This is a genomic window from Sulfuricurvum sp. (assembly GCF_028681615.1).
GTDB lineage: Bacteria > Campylobacterota > Campylobacteria > Campylobacterales > Sulfurimonadaceae > Sulfuricurvum.
Map to the genome: position 1 here is coordinate 1 of NZ_JAQUHV010000005.1, position 23,048 is coordinate 23,048.

The window sequence follows — 23,048 nt, forward strand, 5'->3', positions numbered from 1 at the left end:
CACACGCCATATAGAGTTCCTGTGCATAGATGCCCGCTTCAATATGAGACGATGCACAAAAATTCTCCGCATAAATTAATACTACCATATTCGCACCTGCGATAAAACGCTGTTCTAAAAGTAAGTGGAGTATTTCAGAGATAAAATTACCGTTCACGGCACATTTTCCGTTTAGATACACACCACATTGCATAGTATGTGCCTGAAGAACGACAGGTATGATTTCTAATGAGTCCGGAATGTTCAAACACATCAATTCCATTATTGTATCATCGCTCATTTGATTTGGATCGAACTCTCTGGCACTGCGACGGGTGAGATTGAAGGACTCAAATTTCTCATATCCATGGGTTGTCGGTATGCTGATATAGGGCGGTGTTGCTTTGAGGGTTGAGATTAAAGATGGAAGTGACTCAGAATAGTCGGTCGGCTGAACTCTCATCATAGGCTTGTGCAACGGTTTGACGGGACGTATCGAATTCTCACCGATTCCATAAACGGCGGCTATAAACTCTTCATCTCCCATCCCCATCAAGCGATTAAGGTCTTCCTTCGGAGACATTTTTGTAAGTTCTAATCCAAAATGTCGTACGGATGTACTTAAAGCAGCAATCTGATGCCCTAAGTCGAGATAGAGATATCGCCAAGAACGGAGTCCGTATTTCCAACTGGATCGAAAAGGGACAAGCGAGAGCATCACGATTGCTCCGCTGAAGCGAGTTTGCATTCCGAGGTAGGGTTCTAGCCCCTCCCCTGCAATTTCGGCAATCATCACCAGTTCCATACTTAAAACGTCCAAATGATAGATACCGCTTAATATTCCTGGGATGTTACGGAGCTGTACATAAATTTCAATCGGATGGAGATTGCCTGCAGATGGAACATTAAGACGACGATAGGGCTTATGTGCTACGAGCCGTTCATCATTAATAAAACGTGTGTGTAGCAGCCACTGCAATGAGGGATGATCCGATAAACGCACGCGATAACAAAAATGAGGATAATGTTTAAAGGAGGCAGGCTGCGTATCCCAATCCAAAAAAGATTTTTGGTTAGCAACCCACTGTGGAGTTAATAGAGTTTGCTCACGCACTTCGAAGTTGTAAGAATACGTCACGGTTACTCGTCAGTTCTATAGCGCTAAAACCGTCTTCATTATGGAGTTTGGTATCTGCACCGAGACTGAGAAGCATTTTGACACACTCAACGCGTGAAGCGGAAGCAGCATACATCAATGCCGTTGTCCCCTCTTCATTGGTATCGTTGATATCGGCTCCTGATTCAACCAAGAGACGGATGACCTCGGGAGAATTGGCATAACAGGCATTAAACAATACACCGTTAAAGTCATTGTTGATTGCATATAGGTCCGCTCCGGCTTCGATTAGCCTAGATACCATCATTGCATTTCCCTGCAATGATGCAAGCAACAGAGGCGTATTCCCGTTAAAACCGCGATATTCGATATCGTCCGGATGAAACCCATGATCATGAAGCCATGTAATGTATTGCTCTACCATGATATCCCCCTAAATATTAGACACCCATCCAATTTTCGTGGTCGTGCCCTTTTTTCTTAAAATTGGCAGCTTTATCAACCGCTTCGATGCATTTGTCATAATCGACTTCATCTGTAATTTCTGCAACGACTTCTTTATAACTGATCATCCCTTCCTGATCGATTACAAATACTGCGCGTGCAAGTCTGTCTTTGAGTTTTCCCTCGGTGATTAGAAGACCGAATTTTTTTGCAAAATCACGATTCGTATCGATAACGACATCAGCTCCGTCAATTCCTTCACGTGTGACAAAATCGTTCACAAATTCGGCATCATCTGTTGTAACCATGACAGTTTTGAGCTTTTTAAATTGTTTTATAAGGTCATTGAACTTTTTAGCACCCAATGAACACACTTCGGTTTTAAGCGATGGGATTGCAATTAACAGCTGTGCCGTCGGAGCGATCATTCCGATGACATTCTGGCTGCCGTCTAAGTTTGTAACGCGTGCCGCAGGGGCTTCACGCCATATTGTCATCTCTTTTCCCTCTAACGCTGTAGGTGTTCCGTGAACGGTAATTTGCATTTTGTCTCCTTATTGGATCATTTTGATAATCCAGTGCAAAAACAGTTCTATAAATTGTTTATTTTTTGTTCACATGAATGTACGTTCATTGTCGCGATTTGTACTACAATACTAAATATCTTAACATATAGAGAAAAGATTTTGAAATGATGACGTTTGATGCGAATATACCAAATCGTGAAGAGTGCAATACCTGTGCGCTTACCTTTGCGTATAAAGAGATTAATCTACTTTATGAAGTTGCCGTTACGCTTACCAGCACGATCGATATTAATGAAAATATCGAAAAAGCGATGCGCCGACTCAAACAGCATGGATATTTAGAGCGTTGCGCATTGTTTCGAAAAAAAGAGGATGTAGACGAACTTGAATTGCTGGCATCCATCGATCTTGAGCCTTATCAGAAAAAAATGGCTTCGTACCGATTCGGTGAAGGTGCAACCGGTTTGGCCGCTAAGAGTCGTGAACCGATCGTAATCGAAAATATCCATAACAATATCAATTACCTCAATAAAATGGGGAATATTTCGACACAGATGGTCTCGTATGTTGCCGTACCGCTGTTGCAAGATGATGAGGTTATCGGTGTAATTTCTGCCAATATCGGGAAAAAAAGCCCTCTGAATTTTGATGAGATCGTCCGAATGCTCACCATCGTCGGATCTCTTTTTGTAGGTTCCCTCAAAGTCCAGCAAACGATTACGAAAGAAAAAGAATCATTGACGGAACTGAAAACCTACTACAAAGAAGAGATGCAAAAAGATTATAAATTTGAAAATATTGTTGGACGTTCTACCCGTATGCAACAGGTCTTTTCGATGATTAATACCGTTGCACCGACTGATGCGACGATATTGATCCGCGGGGAAACAGGAACCGGTAAAGAGTTGATCGCAACCGCGATTCACAATCTCAGTCGTCGACAAAACGGGCCGTTTATTAAACTGAATTGTGCCGCCATCAGTGAAACCCTTCTCGAGTCTGAGCTCTTCGGTCATGAAAAAGGGGCTTTTACGGATGCTCGTGAGATGCGTAAAGGACGATTTGAGTTGGCAGATGGAGGTACATTGTTTCTGGATGAAATCGGAGATATTACACCATCGCTTCAAGTAAAACTGCTCCGTATTCTTCAAGAACAGGAATTCGAACGGGTCGGTGGAAATAAAACGATCAAAACCAATGTCCGTCTGGTTGCCGCAACAAACCGTAATTTGGAGGAGATGGTACGAAAAGGCGAGTTCCGTGAGGACTTGTTTTATCGTTTGAATGTTATCCCTATCAATCTTCCGCCATTACGTGAACGATATGAAGACGTCAAACTGTTGATCGAACATTATCTAAACCGTTTTATGAAAGAACATCGAAAAACGATGCATTTTACAAAAGGTGCGATGGAGCTTCTTTTGGATTATCCATGGCCCGGAAATATCCGAGAACTTCAAAATACGATGGAGCGTATTGTATTGATTTGTCCGGATGGTGAAATCCAGCCAGAGATGTTAAGTCATGTTCTTCCGTTTAATTATCAAAAACTTTATATGCAGCAGCCTGAAGTACCTGTTGCAATGATGGCACCTGCTCCAACGTATGCAGCTGCGCCGAGTACACCCCCTCCTCCAGCACCCGGTGGGCCGGTTACACGAAAAAGCCTTCAAGAGCTGGAAAAAGAATCTATCATACAGGCATTGATCGATTCGCACGGAATTCAGACAAAAGCGGCGCGGGCATTAGGTATGAGTGCTCGACAAATCGGGTATAAAATCAAACAATACGGGATAGAAATTTAAGAAATTTCCATCCTGACTGTATTTTTGCCATCGACTTTTGCACGATAAAGTGCTTTATCTGCCCGTTCAATTACCTGCTCAAGGCTATCGGTCGGATAGATCGCAGTCATTCCAAAACTGCAAGTAACGTGTACGCTCGTTGTAAAACTGTGTTGATCAATGGTTTGACGAATATGTTCAGCAATATTCATGACACTCATAGGATCCGGATATTGCAGTAATATTGTAAATTCTTCTCCGCCCCAGCGAATAAATATATCAGATTTACGAATTGATTGGCTGACTAATTTCGTCAACTCTTTTAGGACCGAGTCACCGACGACATGACCGAATGTGTCATTAATGGTTTTGAAATTATCAATATCAAACATCAGTAAAAACAAGGTTACATCGAAACGCTCGCCAAGACTTTGATGTGCTTGAAAAATCTCCTCAAATAATCGACGGTTCCCGATACCGGTTAGAGAGTCAGTCGTTGCCAATTTCAATAAACTACGTTCATTTTCTCCTGCTAAACCCAACATGGAATGGATGATATTATGCTCATGTTTAATCAAAGGGGTAAGTTGTGTATAACATAACGACAATAAATGACGCCGATCCATCACGCCGATTACAACTTGCTTTTCATTTATAGCTACAATTTTGTCATATTCAGCTTGGGACATTTCGTCTAATACATCCGCAATTGACATAGAACAATAAAACGTTTTAACCGGTGAACTCATGATCTCTCTAGCTGGTCGTGTAAGATTATCGCAGTTCTTAAGAGAATGAACCATGTCTTTTAGGGTAATAATGCCGATCGGTTTTGTTTCATGAAGGATAATTACGACATCTGCTGGGTTGGTTGTGAAATAATTAAATATTTCTTGAAGAAGTACGTGATCATTAAAAAAACGAACACTATGATTTTGTGAAAATATATGGCCTATCGGCGTCATATGGGATACCGATAAGTCCTTGGAAATCAAACTCATTGGATTAGATATCACTTTGAATATTGCAGTGATATACAAATTTCATAAATTCAGGTGCTTGTGTTTGCAAAATTTTCATATTTTTGAAATATTGCTTCAACGGAATTCCATAAAGACGTTTGAAATCATTCAAAAAATGGGATTGGTCATAATAGCCGCTTTCTCTCACACTCATAGAATCGTAGTTGTTTTCATATAAGGATTGAATCATTTTTTTACGTTTGACGGTCATGATATAAGTGGAAAGATTAATGCCGAGATATTTTTTAAAATAACGTCGTAACGTACTTTCAGAAATATTAAATTCTTTTGCAATGACACCGGACACATTTGTCGGAAGGTGCGAAAAATGTGTATTGATATATTGAATGATTTGTTGAGTTGTAAGATAGGATTGTTTCAGACTCTCTTCACTGCTGATAATACTATCAATCATCTGAACGTATTTGTCACCTTTTTGATTGACAACACAATCTTTATCGATGGATGAACGGGGAACAATCGTATCGATCATAGATGAAACAGGCACATCGGTTAACTTGAACATACCACATGACTTTAAACGGATAATGGTCAATTTTTTAGCAGTATTTTTAAATATGATGTTTATCTTAGGGGGATGGGTAAATTTACCACAGACTAAATCACTGTTAAACTCATGGATTTTGCCATTGATCTCAAAAGAAATAACAGCGCAATTGTCATTCAATATAATATGTTCATGGACAGAAGGTGCGCCGATAAATTGGAATTTATCATCTTCTTTATAAGACTTAAGCGGAAGATGAAAGATAGAATCAATAAAAGGGCTTTCGTGGCAAATAATATTCATTTAATGTAAATCCTTTTGAATGCGGTAATAATAAAGCACGGAAGGATAAATGTCTTGTAAAATTCCGTCAATTAAAAAGAATTATAATGATATATTGTAGATTAAAATTAAGATGGGTAAAAACCTATCCGATTTTGGATAGGTTATAAGTAGTGTGAATTATTCTTCTCGGCGTACAGCCATGACTTCAGACGGAAATTTTTTAACCCCCGGTTCAATAAACCATGTTTCCCCATTGCTGAGTTTTACCTCACCGCCCCATTTTTCATCCGTATCGAATTCTGCACTGAGAATGGTCTCTTCCATATCTTTTTTAGCAACATAAAAAGAGATTGCCCCTTTTGAATCGTAACGTAACATAACTTTTGCCATAACATTTTCCTTTTATAGATTTAAAAACAATAACGAAATTCACTACCCTATTTGAGTATGAAAAAACTTGCGAATCCTATACCACCAATCCGATGAGAGATGACTTTCAAATGTGATACGCAAGAATGTTCCAGCTAAACGACGAACAATGGTGTCGACTTCATAATTCTTATCATCCGTTTGAGGAAAATCATCACGATAATGTACCCCTCTGCTCTCTTCACGTGCCATTGCACTCATAAGCATTGCTTCAGAGACGGTGAGAGCATTGCGAAGTTCGATAATGGACATCAGTTCGACATTGTCGCTTCGGTCTTTATTAACGCAACACAGTCCTGAGGACATTTTCATTAAATAATGGACATATTCAAGAGCATTGGCCAAAGAATCATGGGTTCGAAACACCCCGGCATTTTTATAGAGATTATTTCCGAGATTACGTCGCATTGTATTGATATTAAAACGGCTTTCACCCTCTACAATCATATCAACATAACGTAATTCTTTTGCCACTTGTGCATAGTCAATGGGATGGAATACCCCTTTTTTGGCTGCGGAAGAGGCCTGTGTACCCGCAACACGCCCAAAATAAGCGGCTTCAAGTAAACTGTTTCCACCCAAACGATTTGCTCCGTGTACACCGCTTTGAGCACATTCTCCGCAAACAAATACATTTTCCATATCGATCGATGTATCGTTACGGCTCCAGATACCCCCCATGGTATAGTGGGCAGATGGTGTGATGGGTAAAAGCTCGGTTAGAATATCGATCCCTGCACCGTTCAGTGCATGTTTTCGAGCTGATGGGAGTTTTTTATCGATCAGTTCTTCACCCAAATGTCTAAAATCAAGATAGACAGTATGACCCTTTAACTGATGTAGGACTATATCTCGTGAGAGTTTGTCGCGGGTCTGCAGTTCATCGGTAAAGCGCTCACCGGTTTCATCAACAATATAAGCACCCTCACCTCTTGCCGCTTCACTGATAAGAGTGCCGCTTCCGACCAAAGTCGTCGGATGGAACTGCACAAACTCCATATTGGACAATCGCATTTTTGCTCGTAATGCTATGGCGATAACATCCCCGCTTGACTCTTGAGAGTTTGTCGAATGCCCTCTGTATATACCGGCATAACCGCCGCCGGCTAGTACAAGTGCCTTGCATGCAAAAGCGATCACTTGAGAATCACGACGGCGAAGGATCGTGATTCCGGACATTTTGTCTTTAAAAGTAGCGATTGAGAGCATCATATGATTGGGAAATAGTTTTACCCCCTCTTTACGACATTGCACTAATAAAGATTGAGTGATTGCGGCACCGGTTTTATCTGCAATATAACAAGTTCGTTTTGCTTTTGTCCCGCCAAATGGACGCTGTGCTACGTTACCTTCATCGTTACAGTCAAAAACTACACCCATGGAGAGGAGATCATTAATAATCTCTTCACCGCCTGTGACCATAGAGCTTACCGCTGAAAAACGGGCAAGTTTGTCTGCACCCTTGAGTGTATCGGCAATGTGTTCTCGACACGAATCATGACGTGTAGATTTAAGGACGGCATTGATGCCGCCTGATGCTACGGCTGAGTTGGAACGTAATGGATTGCTTTTACAAATGAGTGCGACATTGAGTCCCGCACGTTTTGCGCTTAGCGCTGCATATAAACCTGAGATCCCGCTACCGACAACAATCACATCATACAGCATAAGCACCCCGCATAAGGGTGTTTACGGATTCTATAGATGCTTCGGGCAGATACGCCAATACAGCATTATCAATAACATGCGCAGGATCAACCGCACCGAATACGGCACAAATCCCGCCTGCACTGCGTGCAAACTGCAGTGCACTTGCAACATCATTTAATTCACTGGTCTTCATAAGTTCAGCAACATTCGGTGAAAAGGCTCTTTTGAAGAGATTTTTTTGCAAAAGCGGTGAAGAGCCGATATAAGTCAAACCGAATTTTGCGCATGCATGCATTAATGGATAGAACAGAGAATCCTCGCATTTTTGATTTGCATACCCGTAAGCATGTGGTTTTGCAAGGTTAAACGGACTTTGGATATATTTGAACCCATGGTTTTCACCACCGACACGACGTGCAATTTCAACAACTTTTGCTAATGAAACATATTCGGTATGATCTTCTTCATATAAAAATCCATTCCATGCCGCAATTCCGTAACTGACAATTTTATTCTCTTTTCGGAGTTCCTCAAACAGGTTAAAAGCATCTTCTATTCGACTATAAAATGTCTCCTGATTAACATATCCCAGTTGTGTTTCCGGATTATGAAGAAAGAAAATGTCAATCGTATCGATTTCAAGATTACGCAGTGATTGTTCACAGCTCCAACGTAGAAAATTCGGAGACATACAATGTTGATCAATGACAATCTCATCTTTATCCGCTAATCCGGTATTGATAATCGTCTCTTGTATCCAACCGTACGGATTATCAGGAAAAGGAAAATCAAGCGGTATAAATCCGGCTTTAGAAGCAATGATCACTTCTTCGCGTTTTATATCACCTTCTTTAAACATCTCGTTCAATGCTTCAGCTATTTCCCGTTCAGACATTTGATATCGATAGTTTATTGCCGTATCGATAAAATTAATCCCATGACGAAGTGCCATTTTGATGGCTTCGGCATAGTTGATAATATAATTATCTTCTTTATACGGTTCGGCTTTATAGGTTCCGATTCCTAGCGAAGGGAAGAAGAGTTCTCCATTAAAACGGTAAAAATCTTTAGAATAATTACCGAATTTTTTTAGATATCCGAATGTTCCCTCTTTTGTCGCGTGTGACATTAGACCACCATCACTCGCAAGTTTGATTTGAGTTTAAAGTTAAGCATATCCTGCATTCCTGCAAGGGTTGTGGTTGTGTTCATTGAACAGCTCATACACTCTCCTTTATACTGGATGTACAGTTCATGTCCGTCTTCAACCTCTTTAAGATCGATAACTTCAACATCGCCGTTATCTGCTTTAAGTGTAGGACGAATATATTCTTCGAGAATAGATTCGATACTGCGAAGTTTTTGGACCAAACTCATAGCGTTGAAGTTTCCGTCACCTTTTGCTTCTTTGATTTTTTTACTGATGGCTTCTTTTTGGAGTTCAGCAGTGATTTCAGCCAACATATCGACAAGATAGACATCTTTTTTCTCATGCCCGCCCGGTTTGATACATGATTTGCAGAATCCGCCTGCTTTTGTATAGTCAGTAATTTGTTCAATAGATTCCAGTTTGTTGAGACGAATGACTTCTTTAAGGGTATCAAGGCTCACGCGGGCACATTCACACACGATGTATTCCGTTTCGAACTCTGACATATCAACACCTTTATAGATGGAAGCCGCCTTTTTAATAACGTCGTAGGCCATAACCGAGCAGTGCATTTTTTGCCCAGGTACCGCAGGAATATCTTCTTCGTCACGGAGTGCTTTTTCAACGTCGATGTTAGTGATTTTCAAAGCCTCATCAACTGTTTTATCCATACATAATTCTGCCATCATGTCCGAACTTGCTATTGCAGTTCCGCATCCAAAACTTTTAAAGCGGCTTTTGACGATAACATCATTTTTAGGATCGATCATCCAATATAGTCTGACGGCATCACCGCAGCTTTCTGCACCGAAGTCGGCGATGATCAATTTTTTTTCTGCCGCATCAGCTTCTTCTTGTGTAATCTCTCCCATATTTATAGGATCGTTCATCCGTCGCTGTACCTCTGTTGAGTACTCTTCCCATAATGCTCCGCCGATTAACGTGTCTCGTGCCATTGATTGCTCCTTGATGGATGATATTACCCCAATCATTGCAAATGACGTTCTAGTTAGAGGATGACAATTTTGTAGTGATCTTTGAATTAGAACATGCTATGCATACGAATAAAATGAATTGCTTATAAAATAATCAATATATAAGTGAATGGCCACTCAATTTCAATTTATAATAGCACATTACAAACCACTTAAAGGGGTCCAAAATGGTCCAGATTACTGCTGTATTTAACCGCCACTGTTTAAATGATGTTCTTCGTGAACTATTCGATAATGAGATCGAAGGAGTAACGGTTACCGAAGTAATCGGAAAGGGCTCTCTTGGAATTGCCGAAAAAAACAATGCTCCGGATTTGTACCCAAAAGTTATGATCCTGATTGTTGTATCAAACGAGAAAACAAAGCTTATCGCTATGGAAGCGATTCGGGCACATACTCAGGATTTGGGTCACGGTGCAGGTAAAATGTGGGTCACGCCGGTACTAGAAGTTGAGCGAATCCGAACAGGTGAAAAAGACGAGTCGGCATTGACACAGCCGATACCTCGAACAACCACAAAAAGTAATACTTTCTTCACTGCTGTAGATACACCTTCAAGCTAATCTGCCTAATTTTTAGTACACCCTTTTAGGCGGTGTACTCGCACTATTATTAAACCAAAAGTTTCTACCTGCTATAATTGCGAAAAATATAATCTAAGGACTTTGATTTGAGAAGTCATTTTTGTACTGATTTAAGTGAAGCGAACGTCGGAGAGGACGTTGTATTATGCGGCTGGGCAAACAGCTATCGTGACCATGGCGGTATCGTATTTATCGATTTGCGTGATAAAAGTGGATTGATTCAACTCGTTTGTGATCCTGCTGATAATGCACACGCTCATAAACTTGCCAGTGAAGTACGTGATGAATTTGTTTTGATCGCACATGGACGTATCCGTAACCGTGGTGAAGGTCTTGTAAATCCGCGTCTTAAAACCGGCGCTATTGAAGTGGTAGTAAACGAGCTGATTATCGAAAATCGCAGTGAACCGGTCCCGTTCGGTATCGGAGATAACACTGTCGGCGAAGAGATCCGTCTCAAATATCGTTACCTGGATCTACGCAATCCTGCATCGTATAATACATTTTTACTCCGTTCCAAAGCAGCAATCGCAGCGCGTAATGTACTTGACAGCTTAGGATTTCTGGAAGTCGAAACCCCTATCTTGACCAAATCGACTCCTGAAGGTGCACGTGACTATCTCGTACCAAGCCGTGTTCACGAAGGTGAATTCTATGCCCTTCCCCAATCTCCTCAACTCTTTAAACAATTATTGATGGTAGGCGGGTTTGATCGCTACTTCCAAATTGCAAAATGTTTCCGTGATGAAGATCTCCGTGCCGACCGCCAACCGGAATTTACCCAAATCGATGTCGAAATGAGTTTCTGTAATCAAGAAGATGTTATTCGCGTTGCCGAAGAGCTGATTGTGGGAATGTTCGCAAGTGCCGGACACACGGTCACAATACCGTTTAACCGCATCAAGTACAACGATGCTATGGAGTGGTACGGATCGGATAAACCGGATTTGCGTTACGACCTCAAAATGGTAGATGTCATCGACATTTTTGCACGTTGTGACAATGAAATATTCACTTCAATCGCTGCTAATCCTAAAATGAACCGCATTAAAGCGCTTCGTGTTCCTGGGGCGGATTTAGCATTTTCTAAACGTGAAATGAAAAGCTTTGAAGATTATGTGCGCAAATTCGGAGCAAAAGGCCTCGGATATTTCCAAATGAAAGAGGATGGTCTTAAAGGTCCGCTTGAGAAATTCTTCTCTGCAGAAGATTTACAGCTTCTTATCGATCGTACCGGTATGGAAGTGGGTGATGTTGTTTTCTTCGGTGCTGGTGACAAAAAAACCGTATGGGATTATATGGGACGTTTCCGTATCTTTATAGCGGAACATGAAAAAATGAATCTGATTGACAAAGATCGTTTCGAATTTGTCTGGGTAGTCGATTTCCCGATGTTTGAAATCGAAGACGGTCGTGTCAAAGCGCTACACCACCCGTTTACTATGCCGCGTGATCTGAATCATGAGCACCTTGAAGATATTGAATCGATCGCATATGATATCGTTCTTAACGGTACGGAACTCGGCGGTGGATCAATCCGTATCCATAAGCAGGCATTGCAAGAACAAATTTTCAGTCTACTCGGTATCAGTGAAGAAGAAGCTCAAGAAAAATTTGGGTTCCTTCTTGATGCATTGAAATTCGGTGCGCCTCCGCATGGTGGTTTCGCACTCGGTTTCGACCGTTTTATGATGCTTCTTTCCAAAAAAGACAGTATCCGGGATGTCATCGCATTCCCGAAAACACAAAAAGCTTCTTGTATCATGACAAAAGCACCTAGTCCGGTAGAGTTGACACAATTACGAGAACTTCATATACGTTTACGCGAGACTGCGAAGTAATAATGAAAAAACTTTTTTTGATCATTGGTGCACCGGGTTCAGGAAAAACGACTGATGCAGAAATCATTGCAGAACGTAATGATGAAGAAATTGTCCATTACTCTACCGGAGATTTGCTTCGTGCTGAAGTTGCCAGCGGATCTGAACGCGGTCAATTGATCAACAGCTTTATCAGTAAAGGGCATATTGTACCGATTGAAATTGCCATTGAAACAATAACCAGTGCAATTAAAGAGGCTCCGTCAGACGTTATTTTATTTGACGGTTATCCCCGTTCATTTGAACAAATGAATGAGCTTGATAAATTTCTCGCAAATGATTCTGACATTGAACTCGTAAGTGTCATTGAGGTGGTTGTGAGCGAAGATGTAGCACGTGATCGTGTTATTGGCCGTTCTCGCGGTGCTGATGATAAAGTTGAAATTTTTAACAACCGCATGAAAGTGTATACCGATCCGTTGTTAGAGATTCAAAATTTTTACGAATCCAAAAACCTTCTTAAAAAAATTGATGGCGAACGATCGATCGAAGCAATCGTTGATGAGATGGAACTTTACATAGAATCTAAAATCTAATTAATAGGAATTAATATGAAAATTATACTTTTAGGCGCTCCAGGCGCAGGAAAAGGGACTCAGGCCCAGTTTTTGACCAAAGCATTCGATATTCCTCAAATTTCTACGGGCGATATGCTCCGTGCAGCGATCAAAGCTGGAACTGAACTAGGGACACTTGCCAAATCATTTATGGATGCCGGAAAATTGGTTACGGATGAAATTATCATCGGATTGGTTAAAGAACGTATTCTCGAAGACGACTGCAAAAACGGTTTTCTACTTGACGGTTTTCCACGTACTGTTCCTCAAGCAGATGCTCTTAAAGAAGCCGGTGTAGCAATTGATGCTGTTATTGAAATTGATGTTCCCGATAGTGTAATCGTCGAACGTATGTCAGGCCGTCGTGCCCACCTTGCATCAGGACGTACCTACCATGTTGTTTTCAATCCGCCAAAAGTGGAAGGAAAAGATGATGAGACCGGTGAAGAACTAGTACAACGTGCTGATGATAAAGCGGAAGTCGTTCTGGATCGTTTACGTGTCTATCATGAACAGACCGCTCCTTTGGTTAATTATTACAAAGGTGTTTCAGCTAATGACACATCTGTTAAATATATTACAATTGACGGCACACAACCGATTGAAACTGTTGAGAAAGAGATTCTTTCACAACTCAAATAATTTTTTTGATTCGCCGCTGATGCGGTTGAATCTATTCTGTATGATATAATCTCCCTCATGAAAACTCCCCATTTTTATGCCGTAATTATCGGTACTGAAATCCTTAACGGCCGTCGTGAAGATAAACATTTTGTATTCATACGGGATGCATTGCTGCAACGCGGGCACACCCTCTTTTCCTCTTTTATTATTAAAGATGATCCCGTTTTGATCCATAATGCATTTACAATGATTAAAAATGATCCTGATAGTGTCATGTTTAGCTTTGGCGGTATCGGCTCTACTCCGGATGATCTTACCCGCCAAATTGCTGCAGATGTCTTTAGTGACGGTGTTCTGCTACCGCATGCCTCTTTTCATGCGCATATAATCGAACGTTTCGGTGAAGCTGCTTATCCACATCGTGTTCATATGGCAGAACTGCCTAAAAATTCTGGTCTACTCCATAACGTTATCAATAATATGTCAGGATTTTATTTAGACGACCGCTATTTCTTTATGCCGGGATTCCCGGAAATGTCCCATCCTATGGTTGAGGAAGCATTAACTCGATTTTATCCGGAATCCATTATGTCATATCGTCACACATTAATCGCGCAAACGGGTGAAAATACCTTAATTGATGTTATGCATCGTCTTGACAGTCGTGTTGATTTTTCATCTTTACCGATGATGAACGGTGGCAATCCTACTGTAGAGATATCTGTTGCATCTACAGACATGATATTATCACAATCAAGTTTTCAGCTCTTTCTTGATGCATTGAATGAAAAAATGATTGCATATAAAATTATCTAAAATTAATAAATATAAATATTTTTTTATATATGCCGATTTACTTTATAGTAAAGTAAGTAGGAGAATGTATGAGTATAATGAGCTATTTGCTAATCGTGCTGGGGTTAAGTGCGGCTTTGTATATTATTTACCGTCACACTTTTCTAAAAAAACCTAAAAGCGATTTGCCAAAGAAATCCCATTTTACATTTAAAATTGAGACGGACTAGTATACGACTATTGATAGTGTCTATCGTAGAGTTTATTGCGTCTGTTGTCAACGGTAACTTCCATTTTAAGTGCTTCTAAACGTTCTAAGCGTTCTTGTGTCGTTGGATGTGTCCGGAAAAGGTTTGAAAAAGAAAAGTTTTTTCCGTCAAAAGGACTAACGATAAACAAATGCGCATTCTCCGGAGTCGCCCCCTGCACTTCTCCTCTCTGATTATAATTTGAAAGTTTTATGAGCGCACTTTGCAGCCATTCTGGATGACCGCTTAAACGAGCCGCCCCCTCATCCGCCATGAATTCACGTGAACGGCTGATAGTCATTTGAATGACACTAGCGGCAATCGGAAGAAGTATTGCCATTGCGATCATAATAATCGGGTTGCTGTTTCGGTTATTTCGTCCGAACATTGCACCGAATTGGAGTATATTGGCTATAAATGCAACCGCTCCGGCTATGGTAGCGGCAATAGTAGCAATCAGAATGTCGCGATGATGGACATGTGAAAGTTCATGTGCCATAACCCCTTCGATCTCTTCTTCAGTAAGAAGCTCCAGTAACCCTGTTGTAATCGCAACTGCAGCGTGCTCTGGATTTCGTCCTGTTGCAAAAGCATTAGGAATGTGGTCATGGATAATATACACCTTAGGCATTGGAAGATTGGCACGCTCGACCAGACGCTCAACGACACGATAGAGCATTGGAGCTTCACGTGGATCAACTTCTTGTGCATCATAATGTTTGAGAATCATTGAGTCGGAAAAATAGTAGGCATAAAAGTTCATACCTCCAGCCATAATGAGTGCGATGAACATTCCACCTGTCCCACCCAGATACCCACCGATCAAAACGAGTAAAACACTGAGTGAAGCTAATAATACGAATGTTTTAAACTGTTCCATCTTCTTTGCCTTCTAAAAGTGCTAAAATGGATTTTTTATGCATTTTGCGAGCAAAATCAAGTGCGTTAAGTCCATACGCATCACGTGATTCTACATCTACTCCCATCTGTAGAAGTTTTTTGATTACTTCCACACGTCCATAGCATACCGCTCCCATAAGGGGTGTAAAACCGCTCTGACGTGTTGCATGATTCACATCAAATCCCCTGTTGATCAGGAGCTCAATCAACGGGAGATTATTATAAGTGACTGCGACGTCAAAGACGCTGACACCAGCATGATCAGTATGGAAAATATCAGCGCCGTTTTCTATTAAAAGATCAATGATTTCAGGGTCGCAATGGTAGCGCATTGCAAAACAGATAACGGACTCTCCGTTTTCTTCAACCTCGTTTGCATTTGCTCCATTTTTAAGATACTTTTTTATACCGAGATAATCGTTTGCTTTTAATAAATTGATCCATTGTTCCATTGTTTATCCATAAATAATATATCGAAGTATAACACGCAAGATTCAACCCATCCATAGGCTCTTATGGTAAAATCCCATATTAATTTTATAACAAGAGAGTGAATATGGAAATTTTAGAGACCGAATCAGCATTTAAAGCGTGCGTACAAGAGATTCAAAACACTACTGGGTATAAAAATCCACTTGCATTCGGAATCTGCCGTGTCGATTTCGGTCAGCTTGACAGTTCAAAAATACTCCAAGCGACTTATCCTCATATCAATTGGAATGAAAACTTCGGAAGTGCGGCTATCTTTATTAAAAGTGCTCAAGAACAAGGGTTTAATGTTGATTTTACGGCTGATGAAGTGATTATTCCCGTTACATCAAAATTTTTAGAAGGGTGTTTGAATGCATTCACTCCTTATGCTGATGAAGCGTTTGGTGATGCTCATAAAAATATTCAAGTCGTTTCTGCTCTGTACAACCAAATACAAGAACGCGGTATGCGAGAGGGTGAATTCCGTCTCGTTATCCTTTTCAATGATGTTGCCTGCACTAGTGTGGAAGGTACCTATCTCAAGCTCTATGCTCTGTCTACTTCAAAAGCCCCTCTTCGTTCCCTTAATTTAAATGGTGCCTTTGGTGCATTGTATAACGTAGCATGGTCTGACGGACAGCCGATTGAACTTGAATGGTTACGTGAAAACGAGATTGAGCTCAAATTTGCCAATGAATATCCTAAAATCGATTTTGTCGATAAATTCCCGCGCTATCTCCAGCACATCATCCCTGCCAACAATACCCGTGTATTGGATGATTCAAAAGTACGTTTCGGTGCTCAACTTCATGCTGGGACAACGATTATGCCGGGAGCAAGCTATGTCAACTTCAATGCTGGAACAACAGGTGTCAGTATGGTAGAGGGTCGTATTTCAAGCTCTGCCGTTGTCGGTGACGGTTCAGATGTCGGTGGCGGAGCTTCAATCCTCGGTGTTCTGAGCGGAACAGACGGAATCCCTGTCACTATCGGTAAAAATACCCTTTTGGGCGCTAACTCGGTTACAGGAATCGCTCTGGGTGACGGATGTATCGTAGATGCCGGCATCGCAGTCTTGGCAGGAACAAAATTTGCGGTTAGTGCCGAAGAACTTGCTAAAATCCAGGAAGCAAACCCGTCAAAAGCACTCAGCGGAACGAGTTTCAAAGGTAAAGATTTGGTCGGATTAAACGGTATCCATTACCGTCAAGACTCTACAACGGGTCAACTACTTATTCGCCGCTCTACCCGTGAAGTAAAACTTAACGCCGATTTACACTAATTTTATTTCCCTTCTGTCTCTTAAGGTAGAGGGGATTATACTTTTTTATCTGATATACAAGGAGCTTTAGATGATAAGCTCAAATGTCTCTTCTTTGATCTCAAATCAAACCTACATGAATAACAGTGCTGCAAATGTAGCAAACGTAAATACAGACAGTTACGTACCGCGTAATACAACGATCAGTGAAACACAAAACGGTGGGACAAAAGCAAACACAACCTTGGCTACATCAACCGGAAGTGAAAAATCTCAGACGGATTTAACGAAAGAGATGACAGATCAAATAGTGATTGAGAAAACAGCAGCTTCAAATGTTCAAGCCATTCGAACCCAAAATGAGATGTTGGGTTCTCTTTTGGATATCAGAGGATAAGAGGACGCCTTTATAACGCTTTTTTCTTTGATACGGGTTTGTTTCCTCGTGTGAGAGTAAGCGGTAGCTGCGTAAATATATTCATACTTTCAGCTCTGTTGAGTAGCATTTTCTCCGGATCAAATTCATCTAATTCTGAGCCCAGTTCCAATGTACTTATTATTGCTTTGCCGATGATAAAACGCCCTTTGTTACCGCTCTTATCAATTGTTCGGACGCCCCATATATTGTGCATAACCAACACGTTATCTTGATATGCACCGATATAGAGTAGCACGTGTCCTTTCAAATAAATAATGGTTTCAAAAGGAACGCCCTTGCTTTTTATCAGTGAAAGTTTCTCGTCATTGCTGATCCCGGCGAATGAGATTACTTCTCCTTTGCGTCCTTGTGCTGAAGAGTTACGCGGCAGCCAAATACCAAATGGAGTATACATATCCCGAATCATTGAAGAACAATCGCGTTCTCCGTACATACCACCCCATCCATAAGTATTTTTCAGTAATTGTGTCCCGATAGTGATCAAATCAGTTTTATTAATTTTACTAACACCGACATGGGCAGCATGTTTCGGGAGAGTAAGAATTCGAAATGAGTTGTTAATGTCATAGGCTTTAACGTAATAATTTTCTCCGTTTTCATGATCTAACGGAAGTACCATACCGATGCGCGAATAGGCTACAAAGCGATTTTCCGAGTCTTGGAGAGGGATATTGTCTTCAATAATAAAAACTTTATCGGATTTCTGAACATCAGTTGCGGTTTGATCACTGATGATACTAATACCGTCTGATTTTACCCAACCTGATGCGTTATTGGTAAAAATATAGCTCCATGCCCCGTCTTTGGTTGTGTGTGAAATAAAAATCGGTTCATTGTAGTTGACACTGCTATTTTGGAGGAGATCGAACGGATACCCTTCTCCCGGTAGTGAAGGATCTTTATAAAGAGGTTTGTCTGTCGGAAGTGCTCGTATATCCATCCATTTAAGGGTTATCGCTTTTTGGTTCATGGTTCCATAGGACTCAAAATTACACTGATCGCCGATTTCTTCAAACCATGCAGGCAGTACCGGTCGAAGATTGCTTCCATACCCTCCCCTAAACGCTCGTATAGGCCATGCGGCTTCTTGTGCCTTTTCAGGTGGAGATGAATAATTCCATGGAGAATAATACCGCGTATTAAAAGTAGTTTGTACTTCATACAGATGATCACGATCCACTCCGTTTTGTTCGACATATGGTGCCATGGCTTGTTCAAAGCGTTCCAAATCATTTATTTTCGGGCCATATTCGGGAAATTTGATATCAAGTTCTTGGGGAAGTGCGCAACAAAAAGGGTCTAATTTTAATGCACTTTGATTGGTATCTTGGTTGATGAGAGCTAGTGGTTTAGTTTGTATCGGTAAAGCAGGCGGAGTATGCGGTGCACACCCTCCCAAGATAATTAATACGCCGATAATACCAATCGTATGTTTCATTCTTATCCTGCTTATTCCACTCCGCCGAAACGCCCTACGACTCTGCCGATAATCTCAACTTCATCTTTACGCGCGACATAGGTTGGGTAATCTTTATTATCTGAAATGATATCAAGTTTCCCATCAATCCTGACTTGTAATCGTTTAATAAATAGGCCATGCTCCGTACGGATGGTAAAAATACCTCCGCGACTGATGTCTGTTTTGGAGCGATTGACAAAAACAATGTCATTGTAACTAAAAGAAGGCTCCATGGAATCTCCTGAGACATTTATAGCTTCAATGTTGCGTAATTCTTTCTCTCCGCCAAGGGAGAGTACAAAGTTTTCTTCAAGCATAAGCGGTTCGTAATCCAGTTCCTCATTTTCTGCCCCTCCGCCTGCAGAGGCATTCACCGATGAGAAATAACGAACCATATAAAAGCGGTTGGTAGGTTCAATCAAACTCTCCGGAGATTGGTTATAGAGTAACCAGTTTATGGCTATAGAGCGTTTAGCACAAAAATCGAGCAATTCGGTAAAGGGAATTTTATTGCGCTTTTTCATAGTTGCAAAATTCATTTGCGAAATTTCCAATAACTCTGCCACGTCTTTATCAAAGACTTTTTTATCTGGGAATTCGGAAGAGACAATATCTTTGATTGCTTCGACGATATCACTGAATGTTTTCATATTGAAATCCTTTTACAGTATTGATAATGTATTGTAGGAATTATGCCATTAAAATTGAGTTTATATGACAAAATGACATATTTTATATCAATATTTTTAAATCTATCTACAATTTGCCTAATATCACTCAAGGAGTTGACAATGGCAAAGGTTATTCGCAAGGCAAACGGATGGATGGATCGATTTGAGATGAAGATGGGAGAATGGGCAGAAAAGCTGTTTTAGTCTTCTTTGTTGTCTCGATCCAATCGTGAAAGATGATATCCGCGAAAAATGTAGACTAATAAGAGAACAAGCAGGATAAGTACAATGGTATCTATAATTTGGAACATATTACATCATCTTTCTATAAGAGTTAAAGTTCTGTTTGATCGCTTCGTAAAGAATAATCCCCGTACTGATAGCGAGATTAAGACTGCGCCCTTCTTTAGTCATCGGGATAGTCATCGTTTGATTAGGATAGGTATCTAATAATTCACTGGGAAGTCCGGACGTTTCGCTGCCAAAAAAGAGGTAGTCACCCTCTTGAAACGCGGTATCAAAATAAGGACGATCCGTTTTTGTTGTAGCAAAGAAAAAACGTTCTTTATTCGGATGTGCTTCTAAAAATTGCTCTATATTTTCCCACACGTGCAAATCGATTTTATGCCAATAATCAAGGCCTGAGCGTCGCACGGCTTTTTCATCAATATCAAATCCCAAAGGTTTGATCAGATGCAAAGCTGAACCGGTATTGACACAAAGTCTTCCGATCGCCCCTGTATTATTAGGAATCTGAGGGGTTACTAAAACGATATTGAACATTTAGAAAATGATCGTTTTATTTGCATGAACAAAAATACGATCCTCCAATGCCAATTTGAGGGCTTTGGACAAAACGATTTTTTCGACATCTCGACCGAGCCGTTGCATCTCTTCCCATCCAAAGGCATGATTAACATGGATTACATCTTGCGAAATTATCGGCCCTTCATCAAGATGATTATTGACAAAATGGGCAGTTGCACCGATGATTTTTACTCCACGCTCATACGCTTGTTTATAAGGATTGGCTCCAATAAACGCAGGGAGAAAAGAGTGATGTATATTGATGATTTTGTCTTCATACGCTTCCACAAATCGAGGAGTCAAGATACGCATGTATTTGGCTAAAACCATATAGTCAATTTCACCTAACTCAGAAAGTTGTGCAAGAACCCGTTTTTCGTGTTCGTCTCGGTCACACCCTTCATGAGAAACAGTATAAAATGGGATATCGAATTTAGAAACTAGAGGCTTGAGCAAATCATAATTGGATACGACTCCGACGATATGACAATCCAGTTCGCCTGCTTCATAGCGAATAAGAATATCTCCCAGCGCATGTGACTCTTTCGTAGCCATTAAAACGATCCGTTTTTTACGTGGAGCGATTACTTCTAAATGGGCATTTGAAGGCAAAATCGCAGCAAGTTCATTTTTAAGTACGTCTGGAGCAATCTCTCCAGCCACAACACTGCGCATGAAGAATTTGTTGTGTGCTTTATCTACGAATTCATTGTTAGAGATGATATTGAGATTACGGTGGAAAAAAACACTTGAGACTTTATAAACAAGCCCTTTTTCATCGTTACAATGGATTAAGATACGATATTGTTCATTCATTTTTCAATCCTTATCATATCCAAGCGGTTGTCGATGGTTCCTAAAAGGTATTCCAAGAAATTAAGCGTCAAATCGACTTTGGCTTCTATCTGGATATTATTTGGAGATTGAAAGCCTTCAAACAGAACCAATAAGCGTTCTCGTATCCCCTCAAGCATACGTGCTTCATCATCCCGTATCGTATGAATCGTTTCAACTTCCCTAATAGGAGTTTGAACAACAGGTTCGTGCGGAACTTCTGATTTTTCTTTGAAGACTTCGAACGTATTGGAAGGTTCAGATAATGTCGATAGCTCTTCAATTTCGGCTAATGTGGATAAAATTACATCTTTTAGTTCCATGCTTTCATCAACCACCTTTCAAACTGGATAAATTCTGCTTCTTCATCCATTTGGACAAAAAAAGCTTTCATTTCGTTGTTAACGCCTAAAAATTTTTTTCGCATTCCTGATAGTCTGCGGATAGCAATTTTAGCATCCGCATTAGAAGGATCTTTTTTCAATATTTCTTTGTAAATTTCAAGGGCATCTTCTTTAAGGCCTTGAAGTTCGTAAATATTGGCGAGAGTTAAAGTTTGCATTTTGCTGCGAAATTAGCGATAATAGAACCCATTTCGCTAGTAGAACAAATCTCTTTAGCATCAAATCCTGAGATATCTTTAGTGCGATAGCCCTCAGCAAGAGCTTGTTTGATACCATAATCGATACGATCCGCTGCACGGTTTTCGCCGAAGGCAAATCGGAGCATCATAGATGCACTAGCGATGGTTGCGATAGGGTTGGCAATCCCCTGCCCTGCAATATCGGGAGCTGAACCGTGAATCGGCTCATATACGCCGATATCTGCACCGACAGAAGCAGACGGTAACAGGCCGATAGAGCCAGAGAGCATACTCGCTTCATCACTTAAAATATCTCCGAAAATATTACCTGTTAAAATGACGTCGAATTGTTTCGGGTCTCGGATAAGCTGCATTGCCGCATTATCGACGTACATATGACTGAGCTCTACTTCCGGGTACTCGGTTGCTACCTCTTCGACCACTTCACGCCACAATTGGCTGACATCCAGAACGTTGGCTTTATCGACTGAACAGACCCGCTTAGATCGTTCCATTGCTATTTTAAAGGCAACATGAGCGATTCTGACCACTTCATCACGCGTGTAAACCATGGTGTTCCAGCCTTTGTTCTCATCACGCCCTTTAGGTTCACCGAAATAGATACCGCCGATCAATTCACGTACAACCATCAAATCGACGCCTTTAACGACTTCAGGTTTGAGGGAACTGGCATTCACGAGTTCATCATAGACATTTGCGGGACGAAGATTGGCAAAAACACCTAACTCTTTTCGGAAACGGAGCAATCCGCTTTCAGGACGCTTTTCTCTTGGAAGAGTATCCCATTTTTGCCCGCCGATTGCACCGAACAATACAGCATCGCTGGCAAGTGAAATATCAATTGTTTCTTGCGGAAGCGGATCGCCTGTAGCATCTACGGCACATCCGCCCATAAGTGCTTCTTGGTAATTAAATTCAATATTTTCACATGCAGCTACCGCGTCAAGAACTTTTACGGCTTCGTCGATAATTTCAGGACCGATTCCGTCCCCTTTTATGAGTGCAATGTTATAGGTTTTCATAG

General features: G+C 40.9%; 26 protein-coding genes. 8 read left to right on the forward strand and 18 right to left on the reverse strand.

Annotated features, from left to right (window positions below):
- From PHE37_RS07010 to PHE37_RS07020, 3 genes are all read right to left on the reverse strand, one after another.
- On the reverse strand, positions 1-1,117 hold a 1,117-nt coding region (locus PHE37_RS07010; protein ID WP_299994481.1), incomplete at its 3' end, for a nitroreductase family protein.
- Positions 1,086-1,520: an ankyrin repeat domain-containing protein gene (locus tag PHE37_RS07015; protein WP_299994480.1), complete on the reverse strand. Its 435-nt coding sequence runs from the start codon at positions 1,518-1,520 to the stop codon at positions 1,086-1,088. The genes PHE37_RS07015 and PHE37_RS07010, both read right to left, overlap by 32 nt.
- Before the next feature lie 16 nt (positions 1,521-1,536).
- The gene (locus tag PHE37_RS07020; protein WP_299994479.1) at positions 1,537-2,085 is read right to left on the reverse strand and encodes a redoxin family protein; all 549 of its coding nucleotides are present in this window, start codon (positions 2,083-2,085) and stop codon (positions 1,537-1,539) included.
- 146 nt (positions 2,086-2,231) lie between these two features.
- Here PHE37_RS07020 and nifA point away from each other — a divergent pair, with 146 nt between their 5' ends.
- Entirely contained in the window at positions 2,232-3,872 is a 1,641-nt protein-coding gene (gene nifA / locus PHE37_RS07025) for a nif-specific transcriptional activator NifA (protein ID WP_299994478.1), read from the forward strand.
- Here the strand turns inward: nifA and PHE37_RS07030 are convergent.
- The 6 genes from PHE37_RS07030 to PHE37_RS07055 all read right to left on the reverse strand — a co-directional run bounded on the left by PHE37_RS07030 (position 3,869) and on the right by PHE37_RS07055 (position 9,851).
- Positions 3,869-4,600: a diguanylate cyclase gene (locus PHE37_RS07030; RefSeq protein WP_299994476.1), complete on the reverse strand. Its 732-nt coding sequence runs from the start codon at positions 4,598-4,600 to the stop codon at positions 3,869-3,871. The two genes, nifA and PHE37_RS07030, sit on opposite strands and share 4 nt — an antisense overlap.
- Positions 4,601-4,856: 256 nt before the next feature.
- Complete coding sequence (locus tag PHE37_RS07035; RefSeq protein ID WP_299994475.1) at positions 4,857-5,684, reverse strand: AraC family transcriptional regulator; 828 nt, start codon at positions 5,682-5,684, stop codon at positions 4,857-4,859.
- A gap of 159 nt (positions 5,685-5,843) precedes the next feature.
- Positions 5,844-6,056: a putative nitrogen fixation protein NifT gene (nifT, locus tag PHE37_RS07040; RefSeq protein ID WP_299994474.1), complete on the reverse strand. Its 213-nt coding sequence runs from the start codon at positions 6,054-6,056 to the stop codon at positions 5,844-5,846.
- A 42-nt stretch (positions 6,057-6,098) separates the two neighbouring features.
- A complete protein-coding gene (locus tag PHE37_RS07045; RefSeq protein ID WP_299994472.1) occupies positions 6,099-7,763 on the reverse strand; it encodes an FAD-dependent oxidoreductase in 1,665 nt (554 codons plus the stop codon).
- A complete protein-coding gene (locus PHE37_RS07050) occupies positions 7,753-8,874 on the reverse strand; it encodes an aldo/keto reductase (protein ID WP_299994470.1) in 1,122 nt (373 codons plus the stop codon). The genes PHE37_RS07045 and PHE37_RS07050 overlap by 11 nt, the downstream gene beginning before the upstream one ends.
- Positions 8,874-9,851 carry an iron-sulfur cluster assembly scaffold protein gene (locus tag PHE37_RS07055; protein ID WP_299994468.1) on the reverse strand — a complete coding sequence of 326 codons (978 nt, stop codon included), beginning with the start codon at positions 9,849-9,851 and terminating at the stop codon, positions 8,874-8,876. Before PHE37_RS07055 ends, PHE37_RS07050 begins: the two co-directional genes overlap by 1 nt.
- A gap of 206 nt (positions 9,852-10,057) precedes the next feature.
- Here PHE37_RS07055 and PHE37_RS07060 point away from each other — a divergent pair, with 206 nt between their 5' ends.
- The 5 genes from PHE37_RS07060 (at position 10,058) to PHE37_RS07080 (ending at position 14,351) form a co-directional block, all read left to right on the forward strand.
- Positions 10,058-10,453: a P-II family nitrogen regulator gene (locus PHE37_RS07060; RefSeq protein WP_299994466.1), complete on the forward strand. Its 396-nt coding sequence runs from the start codon at positions 10,058-10,060 to the stop codon at positions 10,451-10,453.
- Between the two features lie 107 nt (positions 10,454-10,560).
- Entirely contained in the window at positions 10,561-12,315 is a 1,755-nt protein-coding gene (aspS, locus tag PHE37_RS07065) for an aspartate--tRNA ligase (RefSeq protein ID WP_299994464.1), read from the forward strand.
- 2 nt (positions 12,316-12,317) lie between these two features.
- On the forward strand, positions 12,318-12,890 hold the full coding sequence (locus PHE37_RS07070) for an adenylate kinase (protein WP_299994462.1): 573 nt from the start codon (positions 12,318-12,320) through the stop codon (positions 12,888-12,890).
- Between the two features lie 15 nt (positions 12,891-12,905).
- The gene (adk, locus tag PHE37_RS07075; RefSeq protein WP_299994461.1) at positions 12,906-13,553 is read left to right on the forward strand and encodes an adenylate kinase; all 648 of its coding nucleotides are present in this window, start codon (positions 12,906-12,908) and stop codon (positions 13,551-13,553) included.
- 57 nt (positions 13,554-13,610) lie between these two features.
- Positions 13,611-14,351 carry a molybdopterin-binding protein gene (locus tag PHE37_RS07080; protein ID WP_299994459.1) on the forward strand — a complete coding sequence of 247 codons (741 nt, stop codon included), beginning with the start codon at positions 13,611-13,613 and terminating at the stop codon, positions 14,349-14,351.
- Between the two features lie 216 nt (positions 14,352-14,567).
- Here PHE37_RS07080 and htpX read toward each other — a convergent pair whose 3' ends face one another.
- Both htpX and PHE37_RS07090 read right to left on the reverse strand, forming a co-directional pair.
- A complete protein-coding gene (gene htpX / locus PHE37_RS07085) occupies positions 14,568-15,458 on the reverse strand; it encodes a zinc metalloprotease HtpX (protein WP_299994458.1) in 891 nt (296 codons plus the stop codon).
- Positions 15,445-15,930 carry an ankyrin repeat domain-containing protein gene (locus PHE37_RS07090; RefSeq protein ID WP_299994456.1) on the reverse strand — a complete coding sequence of 162 codons (486 nt, stop codon included), beginning with the start codon at positions 15,928-15,930 and terminating at the stop codon, positions 15,445-15,447. Before PHE37_RS07090 ends, htpX begins: the two co-directional genes overlap by 14 nt.
- A 104-nt stretch (positions 15,931-16,034) precedes the next feature.
- Between PHE37_RS07090 and PHE37_RS07095 the strand changes: the two genes are divergently transcribed.
- Together PHE37_RS07095 and PHE37_RS07100 are read left to right on the forward strand one after the other, a co-directional pair.
- Positions 16,035-17,231: a tetrahydrodipicolinate N-succinyltransferase N-terminal domain-containing protein gene (locus PHE37_RS07095; protein WP_299994454.1), complete on the forward strand. Its 1,197-nt coding sequence runs from the start codon at positions 16,035-16,037 to the stop codon at positions 17,229-17,231.
- Between the two features lie 70 nt (positions 17,232-17,301).
- Positions 17,302-17,607, forward strand: coding sequence for a hypothetical protein (locus PHE37_RS07100; protein ID WP_299994453.1), 306 nt, complete (start codon positions 17,302-17,304; stop codon positions 17,605-17,607).
- 10 nt (positions 17,608-17,617) lie between these two features.
- Here PHE37_RS07100 and PHE37_RS07105 read toward each other — a convergent pair whose 3' ends face one another.
- The 7 genes from PHE37_RS07105 to leuB all read right to left on the reverse strand — a co-directional run bounded on the left by PHE37_RS07105 (position 17,618) and on the right by leuB (position 23,046).
- Positions 17,618-19,087, reverse strand: coding sequence for an SH3 domain-containing protein (locus tag PHE37_RS07105; protein ID WP_299994451.1), 1,470 nt, complete (start codon positions 19,085-19,087; stop codon positions 17,618-17,620).
- An 11-nt stretch (positions 19,088-19,098) separates the two neighbouring features.
- The gene (locus PHE37_RS07110) at positions 19,099-19,758 is read right to left on the reverse strand and encodes a S24 family peptidase (RefSeq protein ID WP_299994450.1); all 660 of its coding nucleotides are present in this window, start codon (positions 19,756-19,758) and stop codon (positions 19,099-19,101) included.
- A gap of 333 nt (positions 19,759-20,091) precedes the next feature.
- Positions 20,092-20,562 (reverse strand): tRNA (cytidine(34)-2'-O)-methyltransferase, encoded by a 471-nt coding sequence (locus PHE37_RS07115; protein ID WP_299994449.1) that lies wholly within the window; start codon positions 20,560-20,562, stop codon positions 20,092-20,094.
- Entirely contained in the window at positions 20,563-21,402 is an 840-nt protein-coding gene (gene purU / locus PHE37_RS07120; protein ID WP_299994448.1) for a formyltetrahydrofolate deformylase, read from the reverse strand.
- Complete coding sequence (locus PHE37_RS07125; protein WP_299994446.1) at positions 21,399-21,743, reverse strand: hypothetical protein; 345 nt, start codon at positions 21,741-21,743, stop codon at positions 21,399-21,401. Before PHE37_RS07125 ends, purU begins: the two co-directional genes overlap by 4 nt.
- Positions 21,734-21,982, reverse strand: coding sequence for a tetratricopeptide repeat protein (locus PHE37_RS07130; protein ID WP_298693238.1), 249 nt, complete (start codon positions 21,980-21,982; stop codon positions 21,734-21,736). Before PHE37_RS07130 ends, PHE37_RS07125 begins: the two co-directional genes overlap by 10 nt.
- Positions 21,970-23,046 (reverse strand): 3-isopropylmalate dehydrogenase, encoded by a 1,077-nt coding sequence (gene leuB / locus PHE37_RS07135; protein ID WP_299994444.1) that lies wholly within the window; start codon positions 23,044-23,046, stop codon positions 21,970-21,972. Before leuB ends, PHE37_RS07130 begins: the two co-directional genes overlap by 13 nt.
- Positions 23,047-23,048 lie beyond the last annotated feature (2 nt).

Coding starts and splice junctions, on each gene's coding strand:
- PHE37_RS07090 (WP_299994456.1), bottom strand. CDS start 15,930: ATGGAACAATGGATCAATTTATTAAAAGCAAACGATTATCTCGGTATA.
- PHE37_RS07045 (WP_299994472.1), bottom strand. CDS start 7,763: ATGCTGTATGATGTGATTGTTGTCGGTAGCGGGATCTCAGGTTTATAT.
- PHE37_RS07055 (WP_299994468.1), bottom strand. CDS start 9,851: ATGGCACGAGACACGTTAATCGGCGGAGCATTATGGGAAGAGTACTCA.
- PHE37_RS07080 (WP_299994459.1), top strand. CDS start 13,611: ATGAAAACTCCCCATTTTTATGCCGTAATTATCGGTACTGAAATCCTT.
- PHE37_RS07100 (WP_299994453.1), top strand. CDS start 17,302: ATGATAAGCTCAAATGTCTCTTCTTTGATCTCAAATCAAACCTACATG.
- PHE37_RS07030 (WP_299994476.1), bottom strand. CDS start 4,600: ATGAGTTCACCGGTTAAAACGTTTTATTGTTCTATGTCAATTGCGGAT.
- PHE37_RS07050 (WP_299994470.1), bottom strand. CDS start 8,874: ATGTCACACGCGACAAAAGAGGGAACATTCGGATATCTAAAAAAATTC.
- PHE37_RS07095 (WP_299994454.1), top strand. CDS start 16,035: ATGGAAATTTTAGAGACCGAATCAGCATTTAAAGCGTGCGTACAAGAG.
- nifA (WP_299994478.1), top strand. CDS start 2,232: ATGATGACGTTTGATGCGAATATACCAAATCGTGAAGAGTGCAATACC.
- PHE37_RS07020 (WP_299994479.1), bottom strand. CDS start 2,085: ATGCAAATTACCGTTCACGGAACACCTACAGCGTTAGAGGGAAAAGAG.
- PHE37_RS07015 (WP_299994480.1), bottom strand. CDS start 1,520: ATGGTAGAGCAATACATTACATGGCTTCATGATCATGGGTTTCATCCG.
- adk (WP_299994461.1), top strand. CDS start 12,906: ATGAAAATTATACTTTTAGGCGCTCCAGGCGCAGGAAAAGGGACTCAG.
- nifT (WP_299994474.1), bottom strand. CDS start 6,056: ATGGCAAAAGTTATGTTACGTTACGATTCAAAAGGGGCAATCTCTTTT.
- PHE37_RS07115 (WP_299994449.1), bottom strand. CDS start 20,562: ATGTTCAATATCGTTTTAGTAACCCCTCAGATTCCTAATAATACAGGG.
- PHE37_RS07105 (WP_299994451.1), bottom strand. CDS start 19,087: ATGAAACATACGATTGGTATTATCGGCGTATTAATTATCTTGGGAGGG.
- PHE37_RS07060 (WP_299994466.1), top strand. CDS start 10,058: ATGGTCCAGATTACTGCTGTATTTAACCGCCACTGTTTAAATGATGTT.
- PHE37_RS07110 (WP_299994450.1), bottom strand. CDS start 19,758: ATGAAAACATTCAGTGATATCGTCGAAGCAATCAAAGATATTGTCTCT.
- htpX (WP_299994458.1), bottom strand. CDS start 15,458: ATGGAACAGTTTAAAACATTCGTATTATTAGCTTCACTCAGTGTTTTA.
- leuB (WP_299994444.1), bottom strand. CDS start 23,046: ATGAAAACCTATAACATTGCACTCATAAAAGGGGACGGAATCGGTCCT.
- PHE37_RS07070 (WP_299994462.1), top strand. CDS start 12,318: ATGAAAAAACTTTTTTTGATCATTGGTGCACCGGGTTCAGGAAAAACG.
- PHE37_RS07130 (WP_298693238.1), bottom strand. CDS start 21,982: ATGCAAACTTTAACTCTCGCCAATATTTACGAACTTCAAGGCCTTAAA.
- PHE37_RS07035 (WP_299994475.1), bottom strand. CDS start 5,684: ATGAATATTATTTGCCACGAAAGCCCTTTTATTGATTCTATCTTTCAT.
- purU (WP_299994448.1), bottom strand. CDS start 21,402: ATGAATGAACAATATCGTATCTTAATCCATTGTAACGATGAAAAAGGG.
- PHE37_RS07125 (WP_299994446.1), bottom strand. CDS start 21,743: ATGGAACTAAAAGATGTAATTTTATCCACATTAGCCGAAATTGAAGAG.